The sequence below is a fragment of the Nocardiopsis potens DSM 45234 genome (genome assembly GCF_000341105.1).
Classification (GTDB): Bacteria; Actinomycetota; Actinomycetes; order Streptosporangiales; family Streptosporangiaceae; genus Nocardiopsis_A; species Nocardiopsis_A potens.
The window spans coordinates 1-19,471 of sequence record NZ_ANBB01000023.1 but is presented as its reverse complement, the minus strand read 5'-3'; the positions used below and the strand labels follow the sequence as shown (position 1 = coordinate 19,471).

Below are 19,471 nucleotides of genomic sequence, written 5' to 3'. Positions count from 1 at the left end.
GGATCGGTGCGATATCCCGGAATCCCCTTCGCGCCGGGGGCGGCGCTCTTAGCATGACGGCACGGACGCCAGGGAGGTGCTGGGCTGGTGAAGGAGTTCGGCGAACTCGAAGCCGCGATCATGGACGCGCTCTGGGACGCGGACGGGGCCCTCGCGGTGCGGGACATCCGGGCCACCATGGACTACGGGCGGGACGTCGCCTACACGACCGTCATGACCGTCACCAACATCCTCTTCCACAAGGGCCTGCTGGGGCGGGAGAAGTCCGGGCGGGCCTGGCACTACCGCCCGGTGCGGACCAGGGCCGAGCACGCCGCGCGGCGGATGGGCGAGGTGTTCAGCGGCTGCGGCGACCCCGGCGCCACCATGCGCAGCTTCGTCGAGGAGATCAGCGACGAGGACCGCGCCCGGCTCCTCGACGCGCTCACCGAGCTCCGCCCGGCCCAGCGGACCGCCACCGCCGGCGGCTAGCCGCGCCACCGCCGGCGGCCGACCGGGCGCCGCCCGCGGGAGGCGGCGCGTCTATGCTGCCGGTGTGGAAGAACCCCTTGTCGAACGGATGCGCGGCTACGGCGAGACGATCTTCGCCGAGATGAGCCGCCTGGCCGCCGAGACCGGATCGATCAACCTCGGGCAGGGCTTCCCGGACACCGACGGGCCCCGCTCGCTGCTGGACTCCGCCGCGGAGCACATCCGCGCCGGGGTCAACCAGTACCCGCCCGGCCCCGGCCGCCCGGAGCTGCGCGCCGCGGTCGCCGAGGACCGCGCCGCCCGGTACGGCCTCTCCTACGACCCCGACGGCGAGGTCTACGTCACCGTCGGGGCCACCGCGGGCATCGCCGCCTCGGTGCTGGCGCTCGCCGGGGCCGGCGACGAGGTGGTGCTCTTCGAGCCGATGTACGACTCCTACGCCGCGGTGGTCTCGCTGGCCGGAGCCGTCCGGCGGCCCGTCCCGCTCCGCCCCGGACCGGACGGCCGGTTCACCTTCGACCCCGCCGAGCTGCGCGCCGCGGTCGGCCCGCGCACCCGGCTGATCATCGTCAACACCCCGCACAACCCCACCGGCACCGTGCTCACCCGGGACGAGCTGGAGGCGGTGGCCGCGCTCTGCCGCGAGCACGACCTCATCGCGATCACCGACGAGGTCTACGAGCACCTGGTCTACGACGGCGCCGAGCACGTCCCGCTCGCCGCCCTGCCCGGCATGCGCGACCGCACCGTCTCGGTCTCCTCGGTCGGCAAGACCTTCTCGGTCACCGCCTGGAAGACCGGCTGGGTGACCGGCCCCCGGCCGCTGGTGCGCGCGGTGCAGACGGTCAACCAGTTCCTCACCTTCTCCGCCAACGGCGCCCTCCAGCTGGCCATCGCCGAGGCGATCCGCGGCGAGCAGGACTGGATCCGGGCCCAGCGCGACGCCCTCCAGGCCAAGCGGGACCGGCTCTCCGCCGGCCTGTCCGCGGCCGGCTTCGGCGTGCTGCGGCCGCAGGGCACCTACTTCGTCATGGCCGACGTGCGCCCGCTCGGCTACACCGACGGCGTGCGGCTGGCCCGGGACCTGCCGGCCGAGGCCGGCGTCGCCTGCGTCCCGGCGCAGGTGCTCTACGACGACGTCGACGAAGGCCGGCACCTGGTCCGGTTCGCCTACTGCAAGCGCGACGAGGTGCTCGACGAGGCGGTGCGCCGCCTCACCGGCGCCTTCGCCGGCCGATCCGCCCCCGAGGGAAGAAGAGAAGACGCCCCGTGACCGCACGCACCGCCCCCGCCATGCCCGCCGACCTGCGCGCCGCGGCGGAGGCCGCCAAGGGATTCATGCCGGCCGACGAGGGCGAGGCCCTCTACCGGACCGCCCTGGAGTACGCCCCGCTCGGCCCGGTCCTGGAGATCGGCACCTACTGCGGCAAGTCCACCGTCTACCTGGCCGCCGCGGCCCGCGCCGCCGGCGGCACCGTGGTCACCGTCGATCACCACCACGGCTCCGAGGAGCACCAGGAGGGCTGGGAGTACCACGACCCGTCCCTGGTCGACCCGCGCACCGGCCGGCTGGACACGGTGGGCGAGTTCCGCGGCACCATGGCCGCCGCCGGGGTGGAGGACGTGGTGGTCGCGGTGCTCGGCCGCTCCGCCGAGGTGGCCCGGCTCTGGGGCGCCCCGCTCGGCATGGTCTTCATCGACGGCGGCCACACCGAGGAGGCCGCCCAGGCCGACTACGAGGGCTGGGCCCCGCACGTCGCCCCCGGCGGCGCCCTGGTCATCCACGACGTCTTCCCCGACCCGGCCGACGGCGGCCGGCCGCCCTACAACGTCTACCGGCGGGCCCTGGACTCCGGGGACTTCACCGAGGTCCGGGCGGTGGGGTCGCTGCGGGTGCTGCGCCGCGCCGGCGGCGGCGCCTGACCCCTGCGCCGCGGCGGCCCCGCACTCGCCGCGGGGCCGCATCACCGTTCGTGCGCGCGCGAGCCCCGGAACGCATAGGCTGCGTTCCGGGACCACGACACACGACGGCCTTCACCGGCCGGACAAGGGGTGCATGCACAAGTGGCGAGCAACGGCGCTGCTGCGCGGATCGTTCAGCACACACTCGACAACGGGCTCCGCCTGGTCACGGCCCCCGCGGCCACCGGCCAGGTCGCCGCGGTCAACCTGTGGTACGGCGTCGGGTCGCGCCACGAGGTACCGGGCAAGACCGGTTTCGCCCACCTCTTCGAGCACCTGATGTTCCAGGGCAGCGGCGGCGTCGCGAAGGGCGAGCACTTCGACGCGATCGAGCGGCTCGGCGGCGAGATGAACGCCTCCACCTCCACCGACCGCACCAACTACTTCGAGACGGTGCCCGAGCACGCCCTGGACCTGGCCCTGTGGCTGGAGGCCGACCGGCTGGCCACGCTCCGCGAGGGGATGTCCCAGGAGGTGCTGGACAACCAGCGCGACGTGGTCAAGAACGAGCGCCGGCAGCGCTACGACAACGCGCCCTACGGCACCGCGCTGGAGCGCATCCTCCGCCTCGGCTACCCGGAGGGGCACCCCTACCACCACCCGACCATCGGCTCCATGGCCGACCTGGACGCCGCCGACCTCGACTACGTGCTCTCCTTCCACCGGCTGCACTACGGGCCGGACAACCTGGTCCTCACCGTGGTCAGCGACCTCGACCCGGCCGACGTCCGGGAGCGGGCCGAGCGCTACTTCGGCGCGATCCCGGCCCGCACCGAGGTCCCCACCGCCCCCGACGCGGCGCTGCAGGGCCCGATCGGCGGCCCGGTCCGGGAGACCGTGGTGGAGGCGGTGCCCGCGGCCGGCGTCTTCCAGGGCTACCGGGTCGACCCCTACGGCGAGCGCGGGTTCGACGCGATGCACCTCGCCTCGGCCGTCCTCGGCCAGGGCCAGGGCAGCCGGCTCTACCGCCGGCTGGTCATCGAGCGCGAGCTGGCCGCCCCGGGCGACTCCGCCGACATCATCCCGTTCCGCTACACGCCCAGCCTGATGCTGGTCAACACGATCGCCCGGGAGGGCGTCGGCGGCGACGAGCTGGAGCAGGCCGTCCTGGAGGAGACCGCGACGCTGGCCGAGGGGATCACCGAGGAGGAGCTGGACCGGGCCCGCGCGATCCTGGAGCGGGACCACCTCCAGGCCATCTCCACCCCCTCCGGGCTCGCCGACGAGCTCGGCGCCTGCACCCAGCTGTTCGGCGACCCCTCGCTCGCCTACACCTGGCCGGACCGGTGGACCGGCATCACCGCCGAGGAGGTCGCCGAGGCCGCGGGCCGGCTGCTGGTCGCGGAGAACCGCCTCACCGTCCGCTTCGACCCCGAGAACGCGGAGCAGTCGGCCGAGACCGCCGCCTGAGCCGCCGCGCACGCCCAGCCGCCCAGCACACACCAAGAGAGAGCCGTTGTGAGCCAGCTGCAGCCCCGCCCCGTTCTCGGCGCCCCCAAGCCCTACACCTTCCCTGAGCACACCCGCCTGACCGTCGGCGGCGGCGACATCGTCGCCATCGACGTGCCCGGCCAGAAGTACGCCTCCATCCGCCTGGTCCAGCCCTTCGGCGGGCTGAGCGACCCCGCGGACCGCAAGGGCGTGGCCATGCTCACCGCCGAGTCGCTGGAGGACGGCGTCCAGGGCGACAACTCCCTGGCGCCCGCCCTGGAGCGGCACGGCGCGGACTGGATCTGCTACGCCACCTGGGACGGCTTCGTCACCGGGGTGGACGCGCCGACCACCCGGATCTCCGACGCCACCGCGCTGTTCGCCGAGGCGGTGCGCGGCCCGGCGCTGCGCGACGAGGACGTGCTGCGCCGCCGCGAGCAGCTGCTCGAAGGCTTCTGGCTGGAGGCGTCCCGGCCGGGCCGGCTGGCCATGCGGGCGATCGGCAGCCAGCTGTTCAGCGGCCGCTACGCCACCCCGATCAGCGGCGCCCCGGTGGCGCTGCAGGGCGTCGAGCCGGAGATGGTCCGCGAGTTCCACGCCGGCACGGTCGCCGCCGCGGCCGGCACCCTGGTCGTCGTCGGCGACCTGTCCGGCGTCGACTTGGAGGGGCTGGGCCGGACCGTGTTCGGCGACACCGCCCGGACCGCCTTCCCCGAGCCGGTCGCACCGGCCCCGGCCGCCGGGGACCTGCCCCGGGTGCTGCTGCTGGACCGCCCCGGCTCGGTGCAGTCGGCGCTGATCCTGGCGCAGCGCGCGCCGTCCCGCGCCGAGATCGACCTGCCGCGCGCCGAGGGCATGAGCGAGGTGCTGGGCGGCATGTTCACCTCCCGGCTCAACCAGAAGCTGCGCGAGGAGCTCGGCTACACCTACGGCGTGGGCAGCCGGTTCGACCTGCGCCGGGACAGCGGCGTCTTCCTGGTCAGCACCCAGGTGGACACCCCCACCACGGCGCCCTCGCTCACCGCGGCGCTGGAGGAGATCCGCCGGTTCAAGGCGGACGGCGCCACCGAGGGCGAGCTCGCCGCGGTCCGCCAGGCCAACACCGTCGGCCTCCCGGTCACCTACTCCAACGCCCGCAGCCTGGCCCACGCGCTGGTCGAGATGGTCGTGCACGACCTGCCCGCCGACCACGTCGACCGGCTGCGGGCCGGCTACGAGGCGCTCACCGCCGAGGACCTGCGCTCGGCGGCCGAGGACTACCTGGACCCGGCCGAGATGGCGGTGATCGCGGTCGGCGACGCCGCGTCGCTGAAGGACCCGCTGAGCGAGGCCGGATTCGGCCAGGTCGACGTGCGCGACCCGGAGAACCTCTGGAACTGATCGGCCCCGGCCGGCGTCGTAACCTGCGGCGCCGGCCGGACCGGCCCGGTCCGCCGGTTTGAACCCCGTGCTGCGGTGCATACATTTCGGGGAGAGCCGGATCACGGAATGCGGGGCGTCCGATCGGACATAACAGAACCGAAGCCAAGTGGTCGTGATCCGGCAACCGCCAGTTCGGACGCCCATTCGAGCTGATATAACGATTGGTCCGAGCATTGGTCGACGCCGCCGTCGACGCGACCGCGAACCGCCCGCAGGAGGCCGCGATGGCCCTCGAACAGACCCGCTGAGTGACCGTGTCCTCCATCGAGAACCCAGAGACCGAGCGGCCCGACCCCTCGTCCGACTCCGCGCGCCCGGCCACCCTCGAGGCCGGGCCCGAGGAGCGCGTGCTGAAGGGGCGCTACCGGATGCGGGAGGAGATCGCCCGGGGCGGCGTCGGCACCGTCTGGCGCGCCACCGACCTCGTCCTCGACCGCGAAGTGGCGATCAAAGAGCTGCGCCTGCCCACCGACCTCTCCTCCGAAGAGCGCGAGCAGCTGCTCCGCCGCACCACCCGGGAGGCGCGGGTCGCGGCCCGGCTCACCCACCCCGGCGTGGTCACCGTGCTCGACGTGGTGGACGAGGACGACCGCCCCTGGATCGTCATGGAGCTCGTGGTGGCGAGCACCCTGGCGGAGATCCTCGACGTGGCCGGCCCGCTGCCCTACCAGCGGGTCGCCGAGATCGGCCTGCAGCTGATCGACGCGCTCAAGGCCGCGCACGACGAGGGCATCGTGCACCGCGACGTCAAGCCGGACAACGTGATGATCAGCGAGGCCGGCCGCGTGGTGCTGACCGACTTCGGGCTGGCGGCGTGGGCGGGGGAGTCCGCGCTGACCACCTCCGGGCGGATCATCGGCTCGCCGTCCTACATCCCGCCGGAGCGGGCCAAGGCCGGCCCGGTCGGCCCCGAGTCCGACCTGTGGTCGCTGGGCGCCACCCTCTACACCGCGGTCGAGGGCCACCCGCCCTACGACCGCAAGGGCTACATCCGCATCCTCAAGGGCGTCGAGCTGGAGGAGCCGCCGGCCGCCGAGAACGCCGGTCCGCTCGCCCCGGTCCTGGCCGGGCTGCTGCACGTCAAGCCGGCCGACCGGCTCACCGCGGACAACGCCGCCAAGATGCTGCGGATCGCCGCGCTCGCCCCCTGGGCGCCGGAGACCAGCCCGGAGACGGCCGCCCGGTCCGCGGCGGAGACCGGGGCCAACCCGGTGGTCCCGCCGCAGAAGCAGGGGAGCGGCGTGCAGACCGCGCCGGCCGAGGACGAGGAGGCGGACGCGGGCGGCGGGGAGGCCTCCCGCGACTCCGCCCGGGAGCACTTCCGCCAGGGCGCGCACGTGCTCCGCCACTCGTTCCAGGAGTCCGTCTCCGAACTGCACGACTCGGTCTCGGAGTCGGTCAGCCACCTGCACGAGCGGCTGCAGCGGCACCGCCCGGAGTCGGTGGGCCACCTGCTCACCTCGATCCGGGAGTCCACCGACACCCTCGGCCTGACCAGCTCCGGGAAGCACCGCGGCGGCACCCGCCTACCGGTCGTCATCGGCGTCGGGCTGGGCGTGCTGGCGCTGCTCGCGGTGGTGCTGTGGGCTCTATTGTTCCGCTGACCACGGAAGGGGCGCCCTTCCGCCGACCCGGAGGGGTGCTGCTCCGTCGGCCGCGGGAGGAGCGCCGTTCCGCTGGACCGGCGGAGAGCACCGAGGCGCAGGCGGCCCGCCGCCTGCGCCTCCGTCGTATGTCCAGCCGTAGGGCCGGCGGGATTCGAACCCGCACTGGACCGCCCCTAAAACGGTTGCCTCTGCCGATTGGGCTACGGCCCCGCGCGCGGCCGCCCCGGCCCATGGGGAGAAGGCTCCCCGCGGGCGCCCCGGGGGCCGCCGCTGTCGAGAATGGCAGCTCCGGGGGAGGGACCGCAACTCGGTCGCGGACCTCCGCCCCGGTCCGCCGGCGCGCCCCGCTAGAGCCCGAGCTCGCGCTTGATCCGGTCCACGTGGCCGGTGGCCTTCACGTTGTAGAAGGCCTTCTGCACGGTCATGTCCGGGCCGATCACGAAGGTGGAGCGGATGACGCCCTGCACCACGCGGCCGTAGTTCTTCTTCTCGCCGAAGGCGCCGTAGGCCTGCAGCGCGGTCTTCTCCGGGTCGCCGAGCAGCGGGAAGGTCAGGCCCTCCTTGTCGCGGAAGGCGGCGAGCCTCTCCGGGGCGTCCGGGGAGACGCCGAGCACGGTGAGCCCGGCGGAGTCGAAGGCCCGCAGGTTGTCCCGGAAGTCGCAGGCCTCCGTGGTGCACCCGGGGGTCATCGCCGCGGGGTAGAAGTAGACGACCGCGCTGCCGCCGGAGGCCTTGACCACCTCGCTCAGCGTCACCGGGTTCCCGTCGGCGTCGGGGAGGGTGAAGTCGGGGGCGGTGTCGCCCGGCTGCAGGCGCGCGCTGGTGTCGGTCACGGGACTGTGTTCCTCTGCTGTCCGTGGTGGCTGGGTCTGACCGCCCCAGCCTATTGCCGGGGCGCCGCCGGGAGGCGAGGGGGCGCGACATGCAGGGGAAGTGCCCGATATCGCGTAGGGTTGTGCGGATTCCGGATCGCCGCCGGGCGTCCCCCGCCCTCCCCGGCGCGGCCCCTCCCCGAGCGCCGCAGGGCGCAGAGCCGCCCGCCGGGACCCCGCCGCCCCCGCGGCGGCCTCGCCGCCGGAGGTCCGGAACGCGGCGGCCCCTCTTGTGGCCGCCTGCCGGATGCGTAGACTCATCCGTCACACCCCTCGACCGGAACCCCTACCCGCCCGGGAGCGCACCGACGATGGCCGAATACACCTTGGACGATGTCCGGGAGCGCACGTGCCGCGCGCGCGACTCGTGGTGGACGGTGGCCTTCGTCGACCCCGCGGCGGTCCGGCTGGTGCGCCTGGTCGCCGACCGCACCCGGATCACCCCGGACCAGCTGACCGTGGCGGCGCTCTTCTTCGGGCTGGGCGCGGCGGCGTGCTTCGCCATGGGGACGCCGGGCTTCCTGGTCGCCGGCGCGCTCCTGTACTACCTGTGCTTCCTGCTGGACTGCATGGACGGCAAGCTCGCCCGGCTGACCGACCGGGAGACGATGTTCGGCTCCTGGATGGACTACGTCTTCGACCGGTTCCGGGTGCTGGTGTGCGCGGTCGCGCTGATGGGCGGCCAGTACGTGGTCGGCGGCCAGGTGGTGTTCGTCTGGATGGCGCTGGCCGTGGTCTCCGCGGACATGCTGCGCTACCTCGACGCGCTCCAGGTGTACAAGATGCGCCGGGAGATGCGCTCGCGGATCGCCGGCGTGCTGGAGCGGGCCCGCGCCGAGCTGTCCATGCTGGTCGACGAGGACGGTGCGCCGGGCGCCGGGCAGCGGCCGATGAGCGACCAGGGCGAGCAGGCGGTGCTGCGGCACGGCATCTCCGTGCTGGAGCAGATCCTGCGCACCCAGGCGGAGAAGGAGAGCCGCCAGGACGCGGTCGCCGGCAAGCAGCCCGACGTGCACCTGGCCCGCCCGCTGCCCCGGGTCGACCTGCACCAGGAGTTCCGCACCCGGTTCCCCTGGTACCAGCGGGTATGGGACGCGCTCCGGGCCCGCCGGATCCGCACCCACCTGGTCAGCGGGATCGAGTTCCAGATGGCGGTGTTCGTGCTGGCCCCGCTCGCCGGAGTGGTCTCGGCTGCCGCGATCGTCTGGATCACCGCGATAGCGGGTGTTTTGCTCCTCGCCTTCGAGATCGCGATCATCTATAAACTGTGGTTGTCCACGCGGGACTTCTTCCGCGTCGTGGACGGGATCGAAGGCGCGTTGGGATTCACGGGGCCGCATGAGGGGGCGTCGGCCCTGGGGCCGGTCGCGGACTCCTCACAGGCGACCCTGCGGTAGCGGAAGGAAGCGCTTTATGGAGGAGATCGGCCCCGCCGGGGCGCGCCGGGACCCGGCCGGGGTCCGGGCGGAGATCGAGCAGGTGCAGCGGAGGCTCGCCGCCACGCTCGACGAGCTCAACGACCGGACCCGCCCGGCCAACCTCGCGCGGCGCGGAGCCGAGCGGCTGCGCGGAGCCGGCGAGCGCCTGGTCGACGAGGCCCGCGCGCTGGCGACCGGCAGCGCGGTCCGGGTGGACAGCCGGGTCGAGGACCCCCCTCAGGGCAGCGTCATGCTCAAGGGCGAGGACGAGGTGGTCTCCACCTACTCCACCCGCGGCCAGCTCCCGCCGGAGGCACTGATCCTCGGCGCCGGGGTGGGCATCGCGGTGGTCGTCGGCGTGGTCGCGCTGGTGCGCCGCAGGGCCAAGCGCGGGCGCTGAGGGCAGGTCCGGCGGAGGACTCCGGGGCGGGGAGGGGGCGCGGCCCCCTCCCCGCCCCGTCCGCGTCCGGGGGCGGCGGCTCCGGGGTCAGAGGAAGGTCCGGCCCTCGCCCCGGTAGGTGGGCACGGTGCGGACCACGCGGGCCGCACCGGTGCCGAGCCCGTCGATCAGGTGCAGCTCGGCGAAGCGCTCGCACAGCTCGCCGGCCTTCGCGTGCCGCATCCACACCCGGTCGCCGACGGCGAGCTCGTCGGCGGCGGGGCCGACCAGCGGGGTCTGCACCTCGCCGGGCCCCTCGGCGGGGCTGTAGGCCAGCCCCTCCGGCAGGTAGGGCAGCGGGAGCCGGTCGGCGCCGGCCGCGCCGGAGGCCGGGTAGCCGCCGCCGAGCGCGGTGGCCACGCCCGGGGCCGGGCGGCGCACCACGGGCAGCGCGAACAGCGCGGCCGGGCGGCGCTCGGTGGCGGTGTAGTGGTCGAACAGGTGCGGCTGGTACAGGCCGGAGCCCGCGGCGACCTCGGTGACGGCCGGCTCCCTGCTGGTGGTGTGCAGGCTGCCGGTGCCGCCGCCGTTGACGAAGCGCACCTCGGCGACGCCCCGCACCGCCTCGACGATGGCGGCGCGCCGGGCGGCCAGCTCGCGGCGGGACCGGTTCTGCACCCAGCGGAGCGTCCGGCCGTAGAGCGGGCGGCCGGGAGGGGCGTCGCCCACGCCGGCGATCTGCGCCTCGTAGGCCATCACGCCGTCCAGCAGGAGCTGCGGCCGGCGGAGCACGGCCCGGGCGAGCGCGGCGGCGTGCGCCGGGGTGCGCAGCGGCGACCGGTGCGCGCCGATCCGCATCCGCGGGCCGAGCGGCTGCCAGCTGGTGTCCACGTCGATGCAGACCCGGATCGGGGACACCGGGTCGGGGGCGGCCCGGGTGATGAGGTCGAGGTGGGCGACGGAGTCGACCATCAGCGTCACCGAGGCGGCGGCGCGCGGGTCGGCGGCGAGTTCGGCGATGGCGGCGGTGTCGGCGGTGGGGTAGGCGACCAGGACGTCGTCGCTGACCGGGCCGCCGGGGTCGGCGGCGAGCCAGAGCGCCTCGGGGAGGGTGAAGGCCATGACGCCGGCGAACCCCGGGAGGCCGAGCGCCTCCCGCAGCAGGGCACGGCAGCGGAGCGACTTGGAGGCGATGCGGATGGGGGTGCCCCCGGCGCGTTCGGCCAGGTCGGCGGCGTTGGCGCGGAACGCGGCCAGGTCCACGGCGGCGAACGGGGCGGTGAGGTCCCGGGTCGCCGCGTCGTAGCTTTCGCGAGCGCTTCTCATAGCGGGAGCATCCCACACTTTCGTGAAAAACATTCATATATGCCGTGCGCGCCGGGCCGGGCGCGAATGTGGGATCGCACCGGATCCGCGCGCTTCCGCCCCCGGGCGCCGCTCCACCTGGATAACCTGGATGATCGCTGCTGACCTGCAGTGCTCTCGCTGTCCTCCGGAGTGCCGTGAACCATGAACGACCGTGAATTCGTGCTGACGCTGTCCTGCCCCGACGGCCGCGGGATCGTCGCCGCGGTGGCGAACCTGCTCGCCGAGCACGGTTGCAACATCACCGAGAGCCAGCAGTACGGCGACCACTACACCGGCCGCTTCTTCCTGCGCACCCAGTTCACCGCGGAGCCGCGCCCGGGGGCCGAGCCGATCGGCGAGGACGGGCTGCGCGCCGCGTTCGCCGGCCTGGCGGCCGCGCTGCCGGCCGCCGCCGAGGACGGCGCGGACCCCGCCACCGAGTGGCGGCTGTGGCGCCGCGACCGCCGGCCGCGCACCCTCGTCATGGTCTCCAGGTTCGGGCACTGCCTGAACGACCTGCTCTACCGGTGGCGCAGCGGGCTGCTGGACGCCGACATCGCGGCCGTCGTCTCCAACCACCCCGACCTCGAATTCCTCGCCCGCTCCTACGGGCTGGACTTCCACCACCTGCCGGTCGCCCCGGAGAGCAAGCGGGACCAGGAGCGCCGCCTGCTGGAGCTGGTCGACTCCTACGACGTCGACCTGGTGGTGCTGGCCCGCTACATGCAGGTGCTCTCCGAGGACCTGTGCGCCAAGATGTCCGGCCGGATCATCAACATCCACCACTCCTTCCTGCCGAGCTTCAAGGGCGCCCGCCCCTACCACCAGGCGCACGCGCGCGGGGTGAAGCTGGTCGGGGCGACCGCGCACTACGTCACCGCCGACCTCGACGAAGGCCCGATCATCGAGCAGGAGGTGACCCGGGTGGACCACACGCACAGCCCCGAGCAGCTCACCGCGATCGGCCGCGACCTGGAGTCGGTGGCGCTGGCCCGCGCGGTCAACTGGCACGCCCAGCGCCGGGTGCTGCTCAACGGCTCCAAGACCGTTGTCTTCCGTTGACCACGGGAGGGTTCGTCTTCCGTTGACCACGGGAGGGTCCGTCTTCCACTGACCAGGGCAGGGGCCGCCCTCTGCTGACCGGCGGAGGGCGAGGAAACGGCCGGAACCGGGTGCGCCCCGGGTCCGGCCGTTTTTCGTTTTATTACTCGGCGGTTCTTTGGCATGACCAGGCGTGACAGTAGGGTTGGGGTCGATTCGCGACCGCGGCGGAGCGGCGCGCCCCTTCCGGGGCGCCGGAGCCGCACCGCCGGACGGCGCCGCGGGGGCGGCGCGCGCAACTGGGGGGGGGAGAACGGCCATGGGCGACGCTGGGGACAAGTTCGACAAATTCGCCGGCAAGGCCAAGGAGGGCGCCGGGAAGGTCACCGGCGACGAGGACCTGGAGCGGGAGGGCAAGGCCGACCAGGCCAAGGCCGCCGCGAAGGAGGCCGCCAAGGAGGCCAAGGAGAAGGCCGGGGAGGCCGCGGAGAAGGCCAAGGACGTCTTCAAGCGCTGACCGGCGCCGAGGCCGAGCAGGAGGGGCGCAGTGACCGACACGAAGAGCGAGGCGAAGGTGCCGGGGGCCCGCCCGGACGAGAACCGCCGGTCGCGCTCGCAGAGCGGCGACCTGGTCACCGCCGAGGGGCGCACCGAGATCGCCGACCACGTGGTGGCCAAGATCTCGGGCATGGCCGCCCGCGAGGTGAGCGGCGTGTACGCGATGGGCGGCGGGGCCGCCCGGGCCTTCGGCGCCGTCCGCGACCGGCTGGTGTCGTCCGGGGCGGGCTCGGACGGCGGATCGGCGGCGCGCGGCGTCGCGGTCGAGGTCGGCGAGCGGCAGGCCGCCGTCGACATCGACCTGGTGGTGGACTACGGGGTGTCCATCCCGGACCTGGCCGCCGCGGTACGGCGCAACGTCATCGGCTCGGTGGAGCGGATGACCGGCCTGGAGGTCACCGAGGTCAACATCAGCATCGACGACATCCACCTGCCCGACGAGGGCGAGGAGCCGGACGGCGACGAACCGCCCCGGGTGCGGTGAGCCGATGTCGGGTGCCGAGGTGATCGAGACCGCCCGGCGGGTGGCCGAGCGGGTGGCGGCCCTCCCGGACGTGGTCGAGCTGTCGGCCGGGCCCTACGGCACGATCGCCACGCTCGGCGCCGGGGTGCGGGTCAAGGGGGTGGCGGTCCGCGACTCCGGCATCGAGATCGGCGTCGTGGTCCGCTACGGCCGCCCCCTGCCCGACATCGCCGAGGAGGTGCGCGGGGCCGCGGCCGCGGAGGCGGGCCCGGGCGACGTGCACGTCTCGGTGGAGGACGTGGTGGCGGGGACGGTCTGACCCCCGCCACCCGATGATCTCGACGCTGCGGACCTGTCAGGGCGCTCTGACAGGGCCGCAGCGTCAAGATCATCGCGGAGAGGAGGCGGCATGGAGGGCGTGCAGGTGTGGCCGATCGTCGGACTGGCCTTCGGGTCGGTGCTCGGCGTCGCCGGGGCGTTCGGCGGGTTCGGTGCGTTCGTCCTGGTCCTGGTGCTGGGGCTGCTCGGGTTCCTGGCCGGCCGGGTGATACAGGGCGACCTCGACCTGTCCGACCTGTTCACCCGGCGCACCTGATGGGGGCCGTGGTGCCCGCCGGCGGGGGAGAGGGCGCGGCGACCGCCCCGGCGCCGCCGGTGCCGGGGCAGCGCGCCGCACCGGCCGAGCGGACCGGCGGCGCCGCGGACGCCGGGGCGCGCGGCCGGACCGAGGTCTCCGCCCGGGTGGTGGAGAAGATCGCGGTCCGCACCGCCGCCGAGCAGCCCGCGGTGCGCCCGCTCGGCGGCCGCGGCCCGTTCGGCGCCCCGGAGCCGGCGCGGGCCCAGGCCCGGCTGAGCGGCGATACCGCGGTCATCCGGCTGACGGTGGCCCTGGCCTACCCGGTCCCGCTCCGCAGCACCGCCGCCGGGCTGCGGACCCGGGTCGCCGAACGGGTCGAGGAGCTGACCGGGATGCGGGTCCCCAGGGTCGACATCGACGTCTCCGAGCTGGTGCGCGCCGGGCGGGTCGGATGAGCGCCGGGGGAGGCGCGGAGCGGGCGCGCCGGGCGCACCGGGCACGGCGCGGGGAAGCGGCGAGCGGGAGGGCGCGATGACGACGGTGGAGGAGGCGGTCGGCCGCCCCGACGGCGCGACCGTGCGGCGGGCGCGCCGGGTGGCGGTGCGCACCTTCCGGCCGCGCAGGTCCTGGCCCGCGCTGATCGCGGCGGCCCTGCTGCTGGCCGTCGCGGCGCTGGCGGCGGCGGTGGTCATCGCCGACCTGGCCGGCGCGCCGCTGCGGATCCCGTTCTTCAGCGCGGCGGCCGACCGGCTGGCCGGCGCCCGGCTGGGCGACCTCGGCGTGCAGGTCGCCTCGGCGGTGCTGGCGCTGATCGGGCTGCTGCTCATCGGGTCGGCCCTGCTCCCCGGGCGCACCGGGTGGACCGCGCTGCGCACCGACGACCCCGATCTGGTGGTCGGGATCTCCCGGTCCGCGCTGAAGCGCGCACTGGCGGCCGCCGCGCGCGAGGTCGGCGGCGTGCGCGGGGCGCGGGTCTCGGTCCGCGGCCGCAGGGTGCGGGTGCGGGTCGACAGCGACCTGAGCGGCTCGCCGACGCTGCGCGGAGAGGTGGACGACGCGGTGCGGCGGCGGCTCGGCGAACTCGACCCGCTGCGCGGCATGCGGGTCGGCATCAGGGTCCGGTTCGCGAGGACGTGAGGGCGATGGCGCTGACACGGACGGCGCGCCGCGGCGCGCGCGGAAACCGCTGGGGGCTCGGCCTCCTCGGCCTGCTGCTGGCCGCGGCCGGGGCCGCGGGGGCGGCGGCCGGGGCCGGGCTGCTCGGCCCGGAGGCGGCCGGGGCGCGGATCGGCGACGCCGCGGCGGCGGCCCCGCCGTGGGCGCCCTACGCAGCGGCCGCGGCGGCGGTGGCGGCCGCCCTGGTGGCGCTGCGCTGGCTGCTGGTCCAGGCGCGGCCGGAGGCGGTCCGGAACGTGCTGCTGGAGCCGGAGGAGGGGCGCGGCCGGACCGAGGCGGCGGCCGGCGCGGTGCAGGGGGCGGTCGAGGAGGCGGCGGCCGGACTTCCCAGGGTGCGCAGGGTCCGCGCGCGGCTGATCGACTCGGCCCGCGATCCGCGCCTCCGCCTCGACCTGACCCTCGACGAGGACGCCGACGTGGCCGGGGTCCGGTCCCGGATCCGCGACGAGGCCCTGCACGACCTGCGCACCGCCCTGGAGACCGACCGGGTCCCCGCGGTCGTCCGGATGGCCATGACCCCGCCCCGCCGAGACCGCCGCCGGGTGGCCTGACCCTGTGCCCGGAGCGGTGCCCTTCCCCTGGCCCCGACCCCGCGCCCACCCTGTCGCCCCCAGGGCAGCTGCTCTCTCCCTCGGTCCCGGGCCCCGCGCTCAACGCCGTCGTGGTCCGCGACGAGGCGGGCGCGCCCGATCCGGGCAGGTATGGGGCCGGAGGGTTCGGCGGGCGCACCCGTTCAAGCGGGCCCCGCCGTTCCCCCGGGCAGGGGTATGAGGCTAGGCTTACCTACAGTTCTGAGGGTCGGCGACGGGAGCCCCCTCGCGGAGCCTGCTCGCCTCAGGGGGGTCCATGAAGAGCTGCCATCCGCTGGCAGGGGTCGTGCGCTGGGTCAACGAGCGGGAGCTCGCGATCGGCGTCCGGCTCGTCGCCCCCGCGGCCCCCGGCCCCGAGGGCGACGGGTGGATCCGGGCGGACCGGCTGCCCGAGCGGGTCCCCGAGCTCATCGACCTGCTCGCCGAGCGGTCCTGCTCCGGGCACCGGACGGCGGCCGCAGCCTTCCTCTCCATCGACACCGGCCGGCAGGTGCTCTGCTTCGCCTCGGTCTCGGCCTACCTCGCCGGCAGGGCGCCGGAGCTGGCCGCGGACCGGTTCTGGATCCGCCACGACGAGAACGGCCGCGTCGTCGAGGCGGCGTTCCGCCAGGGCGCGACGGCCGTCCTGGCCGGGGACCCGATGGCGGCGCGCCCCGGTGTGCTGCCCGTCCGCGGCGACCGCGAACTGGACGAGTGGTTCGTGGCCGGCGCCGTCTCGGTGCTGGAACCGGTGATCGAGGCGGTCCGCGCGCACACCCGCTTCGGCGTCCGCGCGCAGTGGGACCGCATCTCCGACGCCCCGTTCGAGGCGCTGCTGCGCGGCGCCGAGGAGGTCGGCGCGGACCAGGCCGCGGCCTGGGAGCGCGCGCACCGGATCGCCTCCTGCCTGAACCGGGACCGCAGGCGGGTCGAGCTCCGCCAGCGCCCGTTCCCGCTGGCGCTGGCCGGCCGCCCGGGGCACCGCCCGGAGCGGACCTTCCTGGTCCGGGCCGGCTGCTGCTTCTACTACCGCTTCGCCGACACCAAGTGCGCCGGCTGCCCGCTCAACGACGACGGGCCGCGGGAGGCCGCGCTGCGCGCCGCGCACGAACCGGCCGCCCTGGCCGCCCGGGACTGACCGGCGCGGCCGGCCCGGAGCGCCGGGAACCGGCCTCCGCGCGGCACCCGTCCCCGATTCCTCCGGCGCCGGGATCGCCCCGCCGGCAGGGGATCCCGGCGGCCCGATCCCCATCGGCCCCGCCCTGACCAGGGGCGATCTGCGGTCGCAGGTGTTACCTTCGTCACATGAGCAAGCAGATCTTCGTGAACCTGCCCGTGGCCGACCTCGACCGGGCCAAGGACTTCTACACCGGACTCGGCTACCGGATCGACCCGATGTTCAGCGACGAGAACGCCGCCGCCATCGTGATCAGCGACGAGATCTCCGTGATGCTGCTGGTGCACGACTTCTTCAAGCAGTTCACCGACCAGGCGGTCGCCGACACCGCCGTGCACCGCGAGGTCATCAACGCCCTCTCCGCGGACTCCCGCGCCGAGGTCGACGCCCTCCTCGACCGCGCCCTCACCGCCGGCGCCACCGAGCCCCGCCCGGCCCAGGAGGAGGGCCCGATGTACGGCCGCAGCTTCCTCGACCCCGACGGCCACCTGTGGGAGGTCGTCCACATGGACATGTCGGCACTGGAGGGGTAGGCCCGCCCCTCGCCGACAAGGCCGCTCCACCGGTGGCCTGCTCCGCCACTGGCACGTCATGGAGACCGCGCTCCGGGGGGCCGGGTGTCTGCTGGGCTTGAACGGACGGCTCGCCCGCTGACGAGCCGCGCGCCGGGATTCCTCGGTGGAGGGGGCCGCTCACAGGTCGTCGGGTAGCAGGCGGAAGGCCTTGTGCTGGGTCAGGGGGCGTACGGCTCGGAAATCGCGGCGGTCCAGCGTCAGGACGGTAGCGGTCCTGTACTCGTGGGCCAGGGCCACGTTCACTGCATCGGCGAGGTCCAGGTCGAGAGCGCTGTAGCGCCGCTGAACGTCCTGTGCCGTATTGAGGACCTCCGTCCCGACCTCTGGAATCTGAAAGCGGAGTCGGCGGGCCTGCGCGAGGATGAATGAGATGAGCTTGTTTCGAGCATCGGAGCCGAACCTGGCCTTCGCCAGGTGATCGACCTCCGCCAGCACAAGAGGAGAGATGATCACGGTCCCTGCCTCCTGCAGCACGCTCTGACACGCTGCCGACTCGGAGGAGTTCCGGTCGGACGCTGCGATGATCCCGGATGTGTCGGCGATTACGAGCACCTGTCAGAGGCTCCCTCGGAGACCGCCGCCGTCACCTCCTCGCTGGTTGCGGTCTCACCACTGCCGTCGAAAACGGGCCAGTCGAGAGGCTCGTCCCAGACGCGGTTCGCCATGGCCGCCAGGTGGATGGCTTCACGGATGAGTTCCGCCTCGGGGACACCGCGCCGCTGAGCGGCTTCCTTGAGGAGGGCGAGGTCCTCTGGGTCGGCATAGACATTGGTTCTCTTCATGGACATGTACCAATGCTAGTCCATGTACCAGGACGCCGCCTGTGTTTCAGCACTCGATCACGTTGACGGCGAGGCCGCCGCGTGAGGTCTCCTTGTACTTGTCGTGCATGTCGCGGCCGGTGTCCCGCATCGTCTTGATCACTTTGTCCAGGCTGACGAAGTGGCTGCCGTCGCCGCGCAGGGCCATCCGGGTGGCGGTGATGGCCTTGACCGAGGCGACCGCGTTCCGCTCGATGCAGGGGACCTGGACCAGGCCGCCGATGGGGTCGCAGGTGAGGCCGAGGTTGTGCTCCATGGCGATCTCGGCGGAGTTCTCCACCTGGGCCGGGGTGCCGCCCAGGGCCTCGGCGAGGCCGGCGGCGGCCATCGAGGAGGCGGAGCCGACCTCGCCCTGGCAGCCGACCTCGGCGCCGGAGATGGAGGCGTTCTCCTTGAACAGGATGCCGATCGCGGCGGCGGTGAGCAGGAAGCGGACCACGCCGTCGTCCCCGGAGCCGCGGCAGAAGTGCAGGTAGTAGTGGAGCACGGCGGGGACGATGCCGGCCGCTCCGTTGGTCGGGGCGGTGACCACCCGGCCGCCGGCCGCGTTCTCCTCGTTGACCGCGAGCGCGTACAGCGTGATCCAGTCGCTGCCGTGCATCGGGTCGCTGGTGTCCGGGGCCGCCGGGGCGAGCAGGCCGGTGTCGTCGCAGGCGCCGCCGAGCTGGCGGTAGAGCCGGTGCGCGCGGCGCGGCACGCGCAGCCCGCCCGGCAGGGTGCCCTCGGTGCTCACCCCGCGGCGCACGCACTGCCGCATGGCCTGCCAGATCTCCAGCAGGCCCGCCCTGATCTCCGCCGGGGTGCGGCCGAACGCCCGCTCGTTGGCGAGCATCACCGAGCTGATCGACATGCCGGTCTTCCGGCACACCTCCAGCAGCTCCTCCGCGGTGGAGAAGGGGTGCGGGAGCACCGTCGTGTCCGGGGTGATCCGGTCGGCGCCGGCCGCCGCCTCGTCGACCACGAAGCCGCCGCCCACCGAGTAGTAGACCTTGGAGCGGAGTTCCCCGCCGTCCGCCCCGTAGGCGGTGAACCGCATCCCGTTCGGGTGGCCGGGCAGGCTCTCCTTGCGGTGGAAGTCCACGTCGCGCGCCGGGTCGAAGGCGATCTCCGGGCCGTCGGCGCCGAGCCGCATCCGCCCGGTCTCCCGGACCGACGCCAGCAGCTCCGGGACGGCGTCCACGTCGACGTCCTCCGGGGTCTCGCCGAGCAGCCCCAGGATGACGGCGGTGTCGCTGCCGTGGCCCTTGCCGGTGAGGGCGAGCGACCCGTACAGGTCGCAGCGGACCGACGCGGTCAGAGGGGCCTTCCCCTCCGCGGTGAGGCCCTCGACGAAGGTGAGCGCGGCCTTCATCGGGCCGACGGTGTGCGAGCTCGACGGCCCGATGCCGATCTTGAACAGGTCGAAGACGCTGATGGCCATGGGTCCTGCCCTCCTCGTTGAGCACAGGGGATGAAGCGGGGTCCGGTGCGGCCGGGTGTGCGCGGGGCCGCGTCCGGACGGGACGGGTAGCGGATCCGGGGCCGGCGCGGCGGTGCGGCCGGCGGTGCCCTGCCCGGTCGGCGGCGGTGCGTCCGGTGCCGCGCGGGACCCGGCAGGGTCGTTGT

General features: G+C 74.4%; 23 protein-coding genes and 1 tRNA gene. 18 read left to right on the top strand and 6 right to left on the bottom strand.

Translation table 11 applies throughout. The features are described from left to right. Positions 1-87 precede the first annotated feature (87 nt). The 6 genes from D459_RS0109085 to D459_RS0109060 all read left to right on the top strand — a co-directional run bounded on the left by D459_RS0109085 (position 88) and on the right by D459_RS0109060 (position 6,890). Positions 88-471 carry a BlaI/MecI/CopY family transcriptional regulator gene (locus D459_RS0109085; protein WP_017592687.1) on the top strand — a complete coding sequence of 128 codons (384 nt, stop codon included), beginning with the start codon at positions 88-90 and terminating at the stop codon, positions 469-471. A 64-nt stretch (positions 472-535) separates the two neighbouring features. Beyond that, a complete protein-coding gene (locus tag D459_RS0109080) occupies positions 536-1,744 on the top strand; it encodes a pyridoxal phosphate-dependent aminotransferase (protein WP_051065376.1) in 1,209 nt (402 codons plus the stop codon). A 20-nt stretch (positions 1,745-1,764) separates the two neighbouring features. Further along, on the top strand, positions 1,765-2,394 hold the full coding sequence (locus D459_RS0109075; RefSeq protein WP_040709619.1) for a class I SAM-dependent methyltransferase: 630 nt from the start codon (positions 1,765-1,767) through the stop codon (positions 2,392-2,394). 141 nt (positions 2,395-2,535) lie between these two features. Beyond that, positions 2,536-3,843 carry a M16 family metallopeptidase gene (locus tag D459_RS0109070; protein WP_017592684.1) on the top strand — a complete coding sequence of 436 codons (1,308 nt, stop codon included), beginning with the start codon at positions 2,536-2,538 and terminating at the stop codon, positions 3,841-3,843. Positions 3,844-3,891: 48 nt separating this feature from the next. Then, the gene (locus D459_RS0109065; protein WP_017592683.1) at positions 3,892-5,244 is read left to right on the top strand and encodes a M16 family metallopeptidase; all 1,353 of its coding nucleotides are present in this window, start codon (positions 3,892-3,894) and stop codon (positions 5,242-5,244) included. Positions 5,245-5,654: 410 nt separating this feature from the next. Continuing rightward, on the top strand, positions 5,655-6,890 hold the full coding sequence (locus tag D459_RS0109060; RefSeq protein ID WP_051065382.1) for a serine/threonine-protein kinase: 1,236 nt from the start codon (positions 5,655-5,657) through the stop codon (positions 6,888-6,890). A gap of 139 nt (positions 6,891-7,029) precedes the next feature. On the opposite strand, the gene D459_RS0109055 is transcribed toward D459_RS0109060, so the two are convergent. Both D459_RS0109055 and bcp read right to left on the bottom strand, forming a co-directional pair. Continuing rightward, a tRNA-Leu gene (locus D459_RS0109055) sits at positions 7,030-7,103 on the bottom strand. A 137-nt stretch (positions 7,104-7,240) separates the two neighbouring features. Continuing rightward, positions 7,241-7,726 (bottom strand): thioredoxin-dependent thiol peroxidase, encoded by a 486-nt coding sequence (gene bcp, locus D459_RS0109050; RefSeq protein WP_017592682.1) that lies wholly within the window; start codon positions 7,724-7,726, stop codon positions 7,241-7,243. A gap of 350 nt (positions 7,727-8,076) precedes the next feature. On the opposite strand from bcp, the gene D459_RS0109045 reads away from it, so the two are divergent. Both D459_RS0109045 and D459_RS0109040 read left to right on the top strand, forming a co-directional pair. Next, positions 8,077-9,162 (top strand): CDP-alcohol phosphatidyltransferase family protein, encoded by a 1,086-nt coding sequence (locus tag D459_RS0109045; protein ID WP_017592681.1) that lies wholly within the window; start codon positions 8,077-8,079, stop codon positions 9,160-9,162. 16 nt (positions 9,163-9,178) lie between these two features. Beyond that, positions 9,179-9,583: a DUF3618 domain-containing protein gene (locus tag D459_RS0109040; protein WP_017592680.1), complete on the top strand. Its 405-nt coding sequence runs from the start codon at positions 9,179-9,181 to the stop codon at positions 9,581-9,583. Positions 9,584-9,670: 87 nt separating this feature from the next. On the opposite strand, the gene D459_RS0109035 is transcribed toward D459_RS0109040, so the two are convergent. Continuing rightward, positions 9,671-10,888 carry an alanine racemase gene (locus D459_RS0109035; RefSeq protein ID WP_017592679.1) on the bottom strand — a complete coding sequence of 406 codons (1,218 nt, stop codon included), beginning with the start codon at positions 10,886-10,888 and terminating at the stop codon, positions 9,671-9,673. A 183-nt stretch (positions 10,889-11,071) separates the two neighbouring features. Between D459_RS0109035 and purU the strand changes: the two genes are divergently transcribed. From purU to D459_RS0108985, 10 genes are all read left to right on the top strand, one after another. Continuing rightward, positions 11,072-11,971 (top strand): formyltetrahydrofolate deformylase, encoded by a 900-nt coding sequence (gene purU, locus D459_RS0109030; RefSeq protein ID WP_017592678.1) that lies wholly within the window; start codon positions 11,072-11,074, stop codon positions 11,969-11,971. Positions 11,972-12,269: 298 nt separating this feature from the next. Then, on the top strand, positions 12,270-12,467 hold the full coding sequence (locus D459_RS0109025; protein WP_017592677.1) for a CsbD family protein: 198 nt from the start codon (positions 12,270-12,272) through the stop codon (positions 12,465-12,467). Between the two features lie 30 nt (positions 12,468-12,497). Beyond that, the gene (locus D459_RS0109020) at positions 12,498-12,992 is read left to right on the top strand and encodes an Asp23/Gls24 family envelope stress response protein (protein WP_017592676.1); all 495 of its coding nucleotides are present in this window, start codon (positions 12,498-12,500) and stop codon (positions 12,990-12,992) included. A gap of 4 nt (positions 12,993-12,996) precedes the next feature. Beyond that, on the top strand, positions 12,997-13,290 hold the full coding sequence (locus D459_RS0109015) for a hypothetical protein (protein WP_017592675.1): 294 nt from the start codon (positions 12,997-12,999) through the stop codon (positions 13,288-13,290). A 90-nt stretch (positions 13,291-13,380) separates the two neighbouring features. Then, positions 13,381-13,566 carry a hypothetical protein gene (locus D459_RS36125; protein WP_017592674.1) on the top strand — a complete coding sequence of 62 codons (186 nt, stop codon included), beginning with the start codon at positions 13,381-13,383 and terminating at the stop codon, positions 13,564-13,566. An 8-nt stretch (positions 13,567-13,574) separates the two neighbouring features. Then, positions 13,575-14,003 carry an Asp23/Gls24 family envelope stress response protein gene (locus D459_RS0109005; protein ID WP_241484977.1) on the top strand — a complete coding sequence of 143 codons (429 nt, stop codon included), beginning with the start codon at positions 13,575-13,577 and terminating at the stop codon, positions 14,001-14,003. A gap of 76 nt (positions 14,004-14,079) precedes the next feature. Next, a complete protein-coding gene (locus tag D459_RS0109000; RefSeq protein WP_017592672.1) occupies positions 14,080-14,685 on the top strand; it encodes a DUF6286 domain-containing protein in 606 nt (201 codons plus the stop codon). 5 nt (positions 14,686-14,690) lie between these two features. After that, entirely contained in the window at positions 14,691-15,275 is a 585-nt protein-coding gene (locus D459_RS0108995; RefSeq protein ID WP_017592671.1) for an alkaline shock response membrane anchor protein AmaP, read from the top strand. Positions 15,276-15,570: 295 nt separating this feature from the next. Further along, positions 15,571-16,431: a hypothetical protein gene (locus tag D459_RS0108990; RefSeq protein ID WP_026120210.1), complete on the top strand. Its 861-nt coding sequence runs from the start codon at positions 15,571-15,573 to the stop codon at positions 16,429-16,431. Positions 16,432-16,598: 167 nt separating this feature from the next. Then, entirely contained in the window at positions 16,599-17,003 is a 405-nt protein-coding gene (locus D459_RS0108985; RefSeq protein WP_017592669.1) for a VOC family protein, read from the top strand. A 159-nt stretch (positions 17,004-17,162) separates the two neighbouring features. On the opposite strand, the gene D459_RS0108980 is transcribed toward D459_RS0108985, so the two are convergent. The 3 genes from D459_RS0108980 to D459_RS0108970 are packed head-to-tail and all read right to left on the bottom strand — an operon-like array spanning position 17,163 to position 19,286. Continuing rightward, complete coding sequence (locus D459_RS0108980) at positions 17,163-17,597, bottom strand: PIN domain-containing protein (RefSeq protein ID WP_017592668.1); 435 nt, start codon at positions 17,595-17,597, stop codon at positions 17,163-17,165. Continuing rightward, entirely contained in the window at positions 17,588-17,833 is a 246-nt protein-coding gene (locus D459_RS0108975; protein WP_017592667.1) for a ribbon-helix-helix domain-containing protein, read from the bottom strand. Before D459_RS0108975 ends, D459_RS0108980 begins: the two co-directional genes overlap by 10 nt. Before the next feature lie 40 nt (positions 17,834-17,873). Further along, the gene (locus D459_RS0108970) at positions 17,874-19,286 is read right to left on the bottom strand and encodes an L-serine ammonia-lyase (RefSeq protein ID WP_017592666.1); all 1,413 of its coding nucleotides are present in this window, start codon (positions 19,284-19,286) and stop codon (positions 17,874-17,876) included. Between the last annotated feature and the right edge of the window lie 185 nt (positions 19,287-19,471).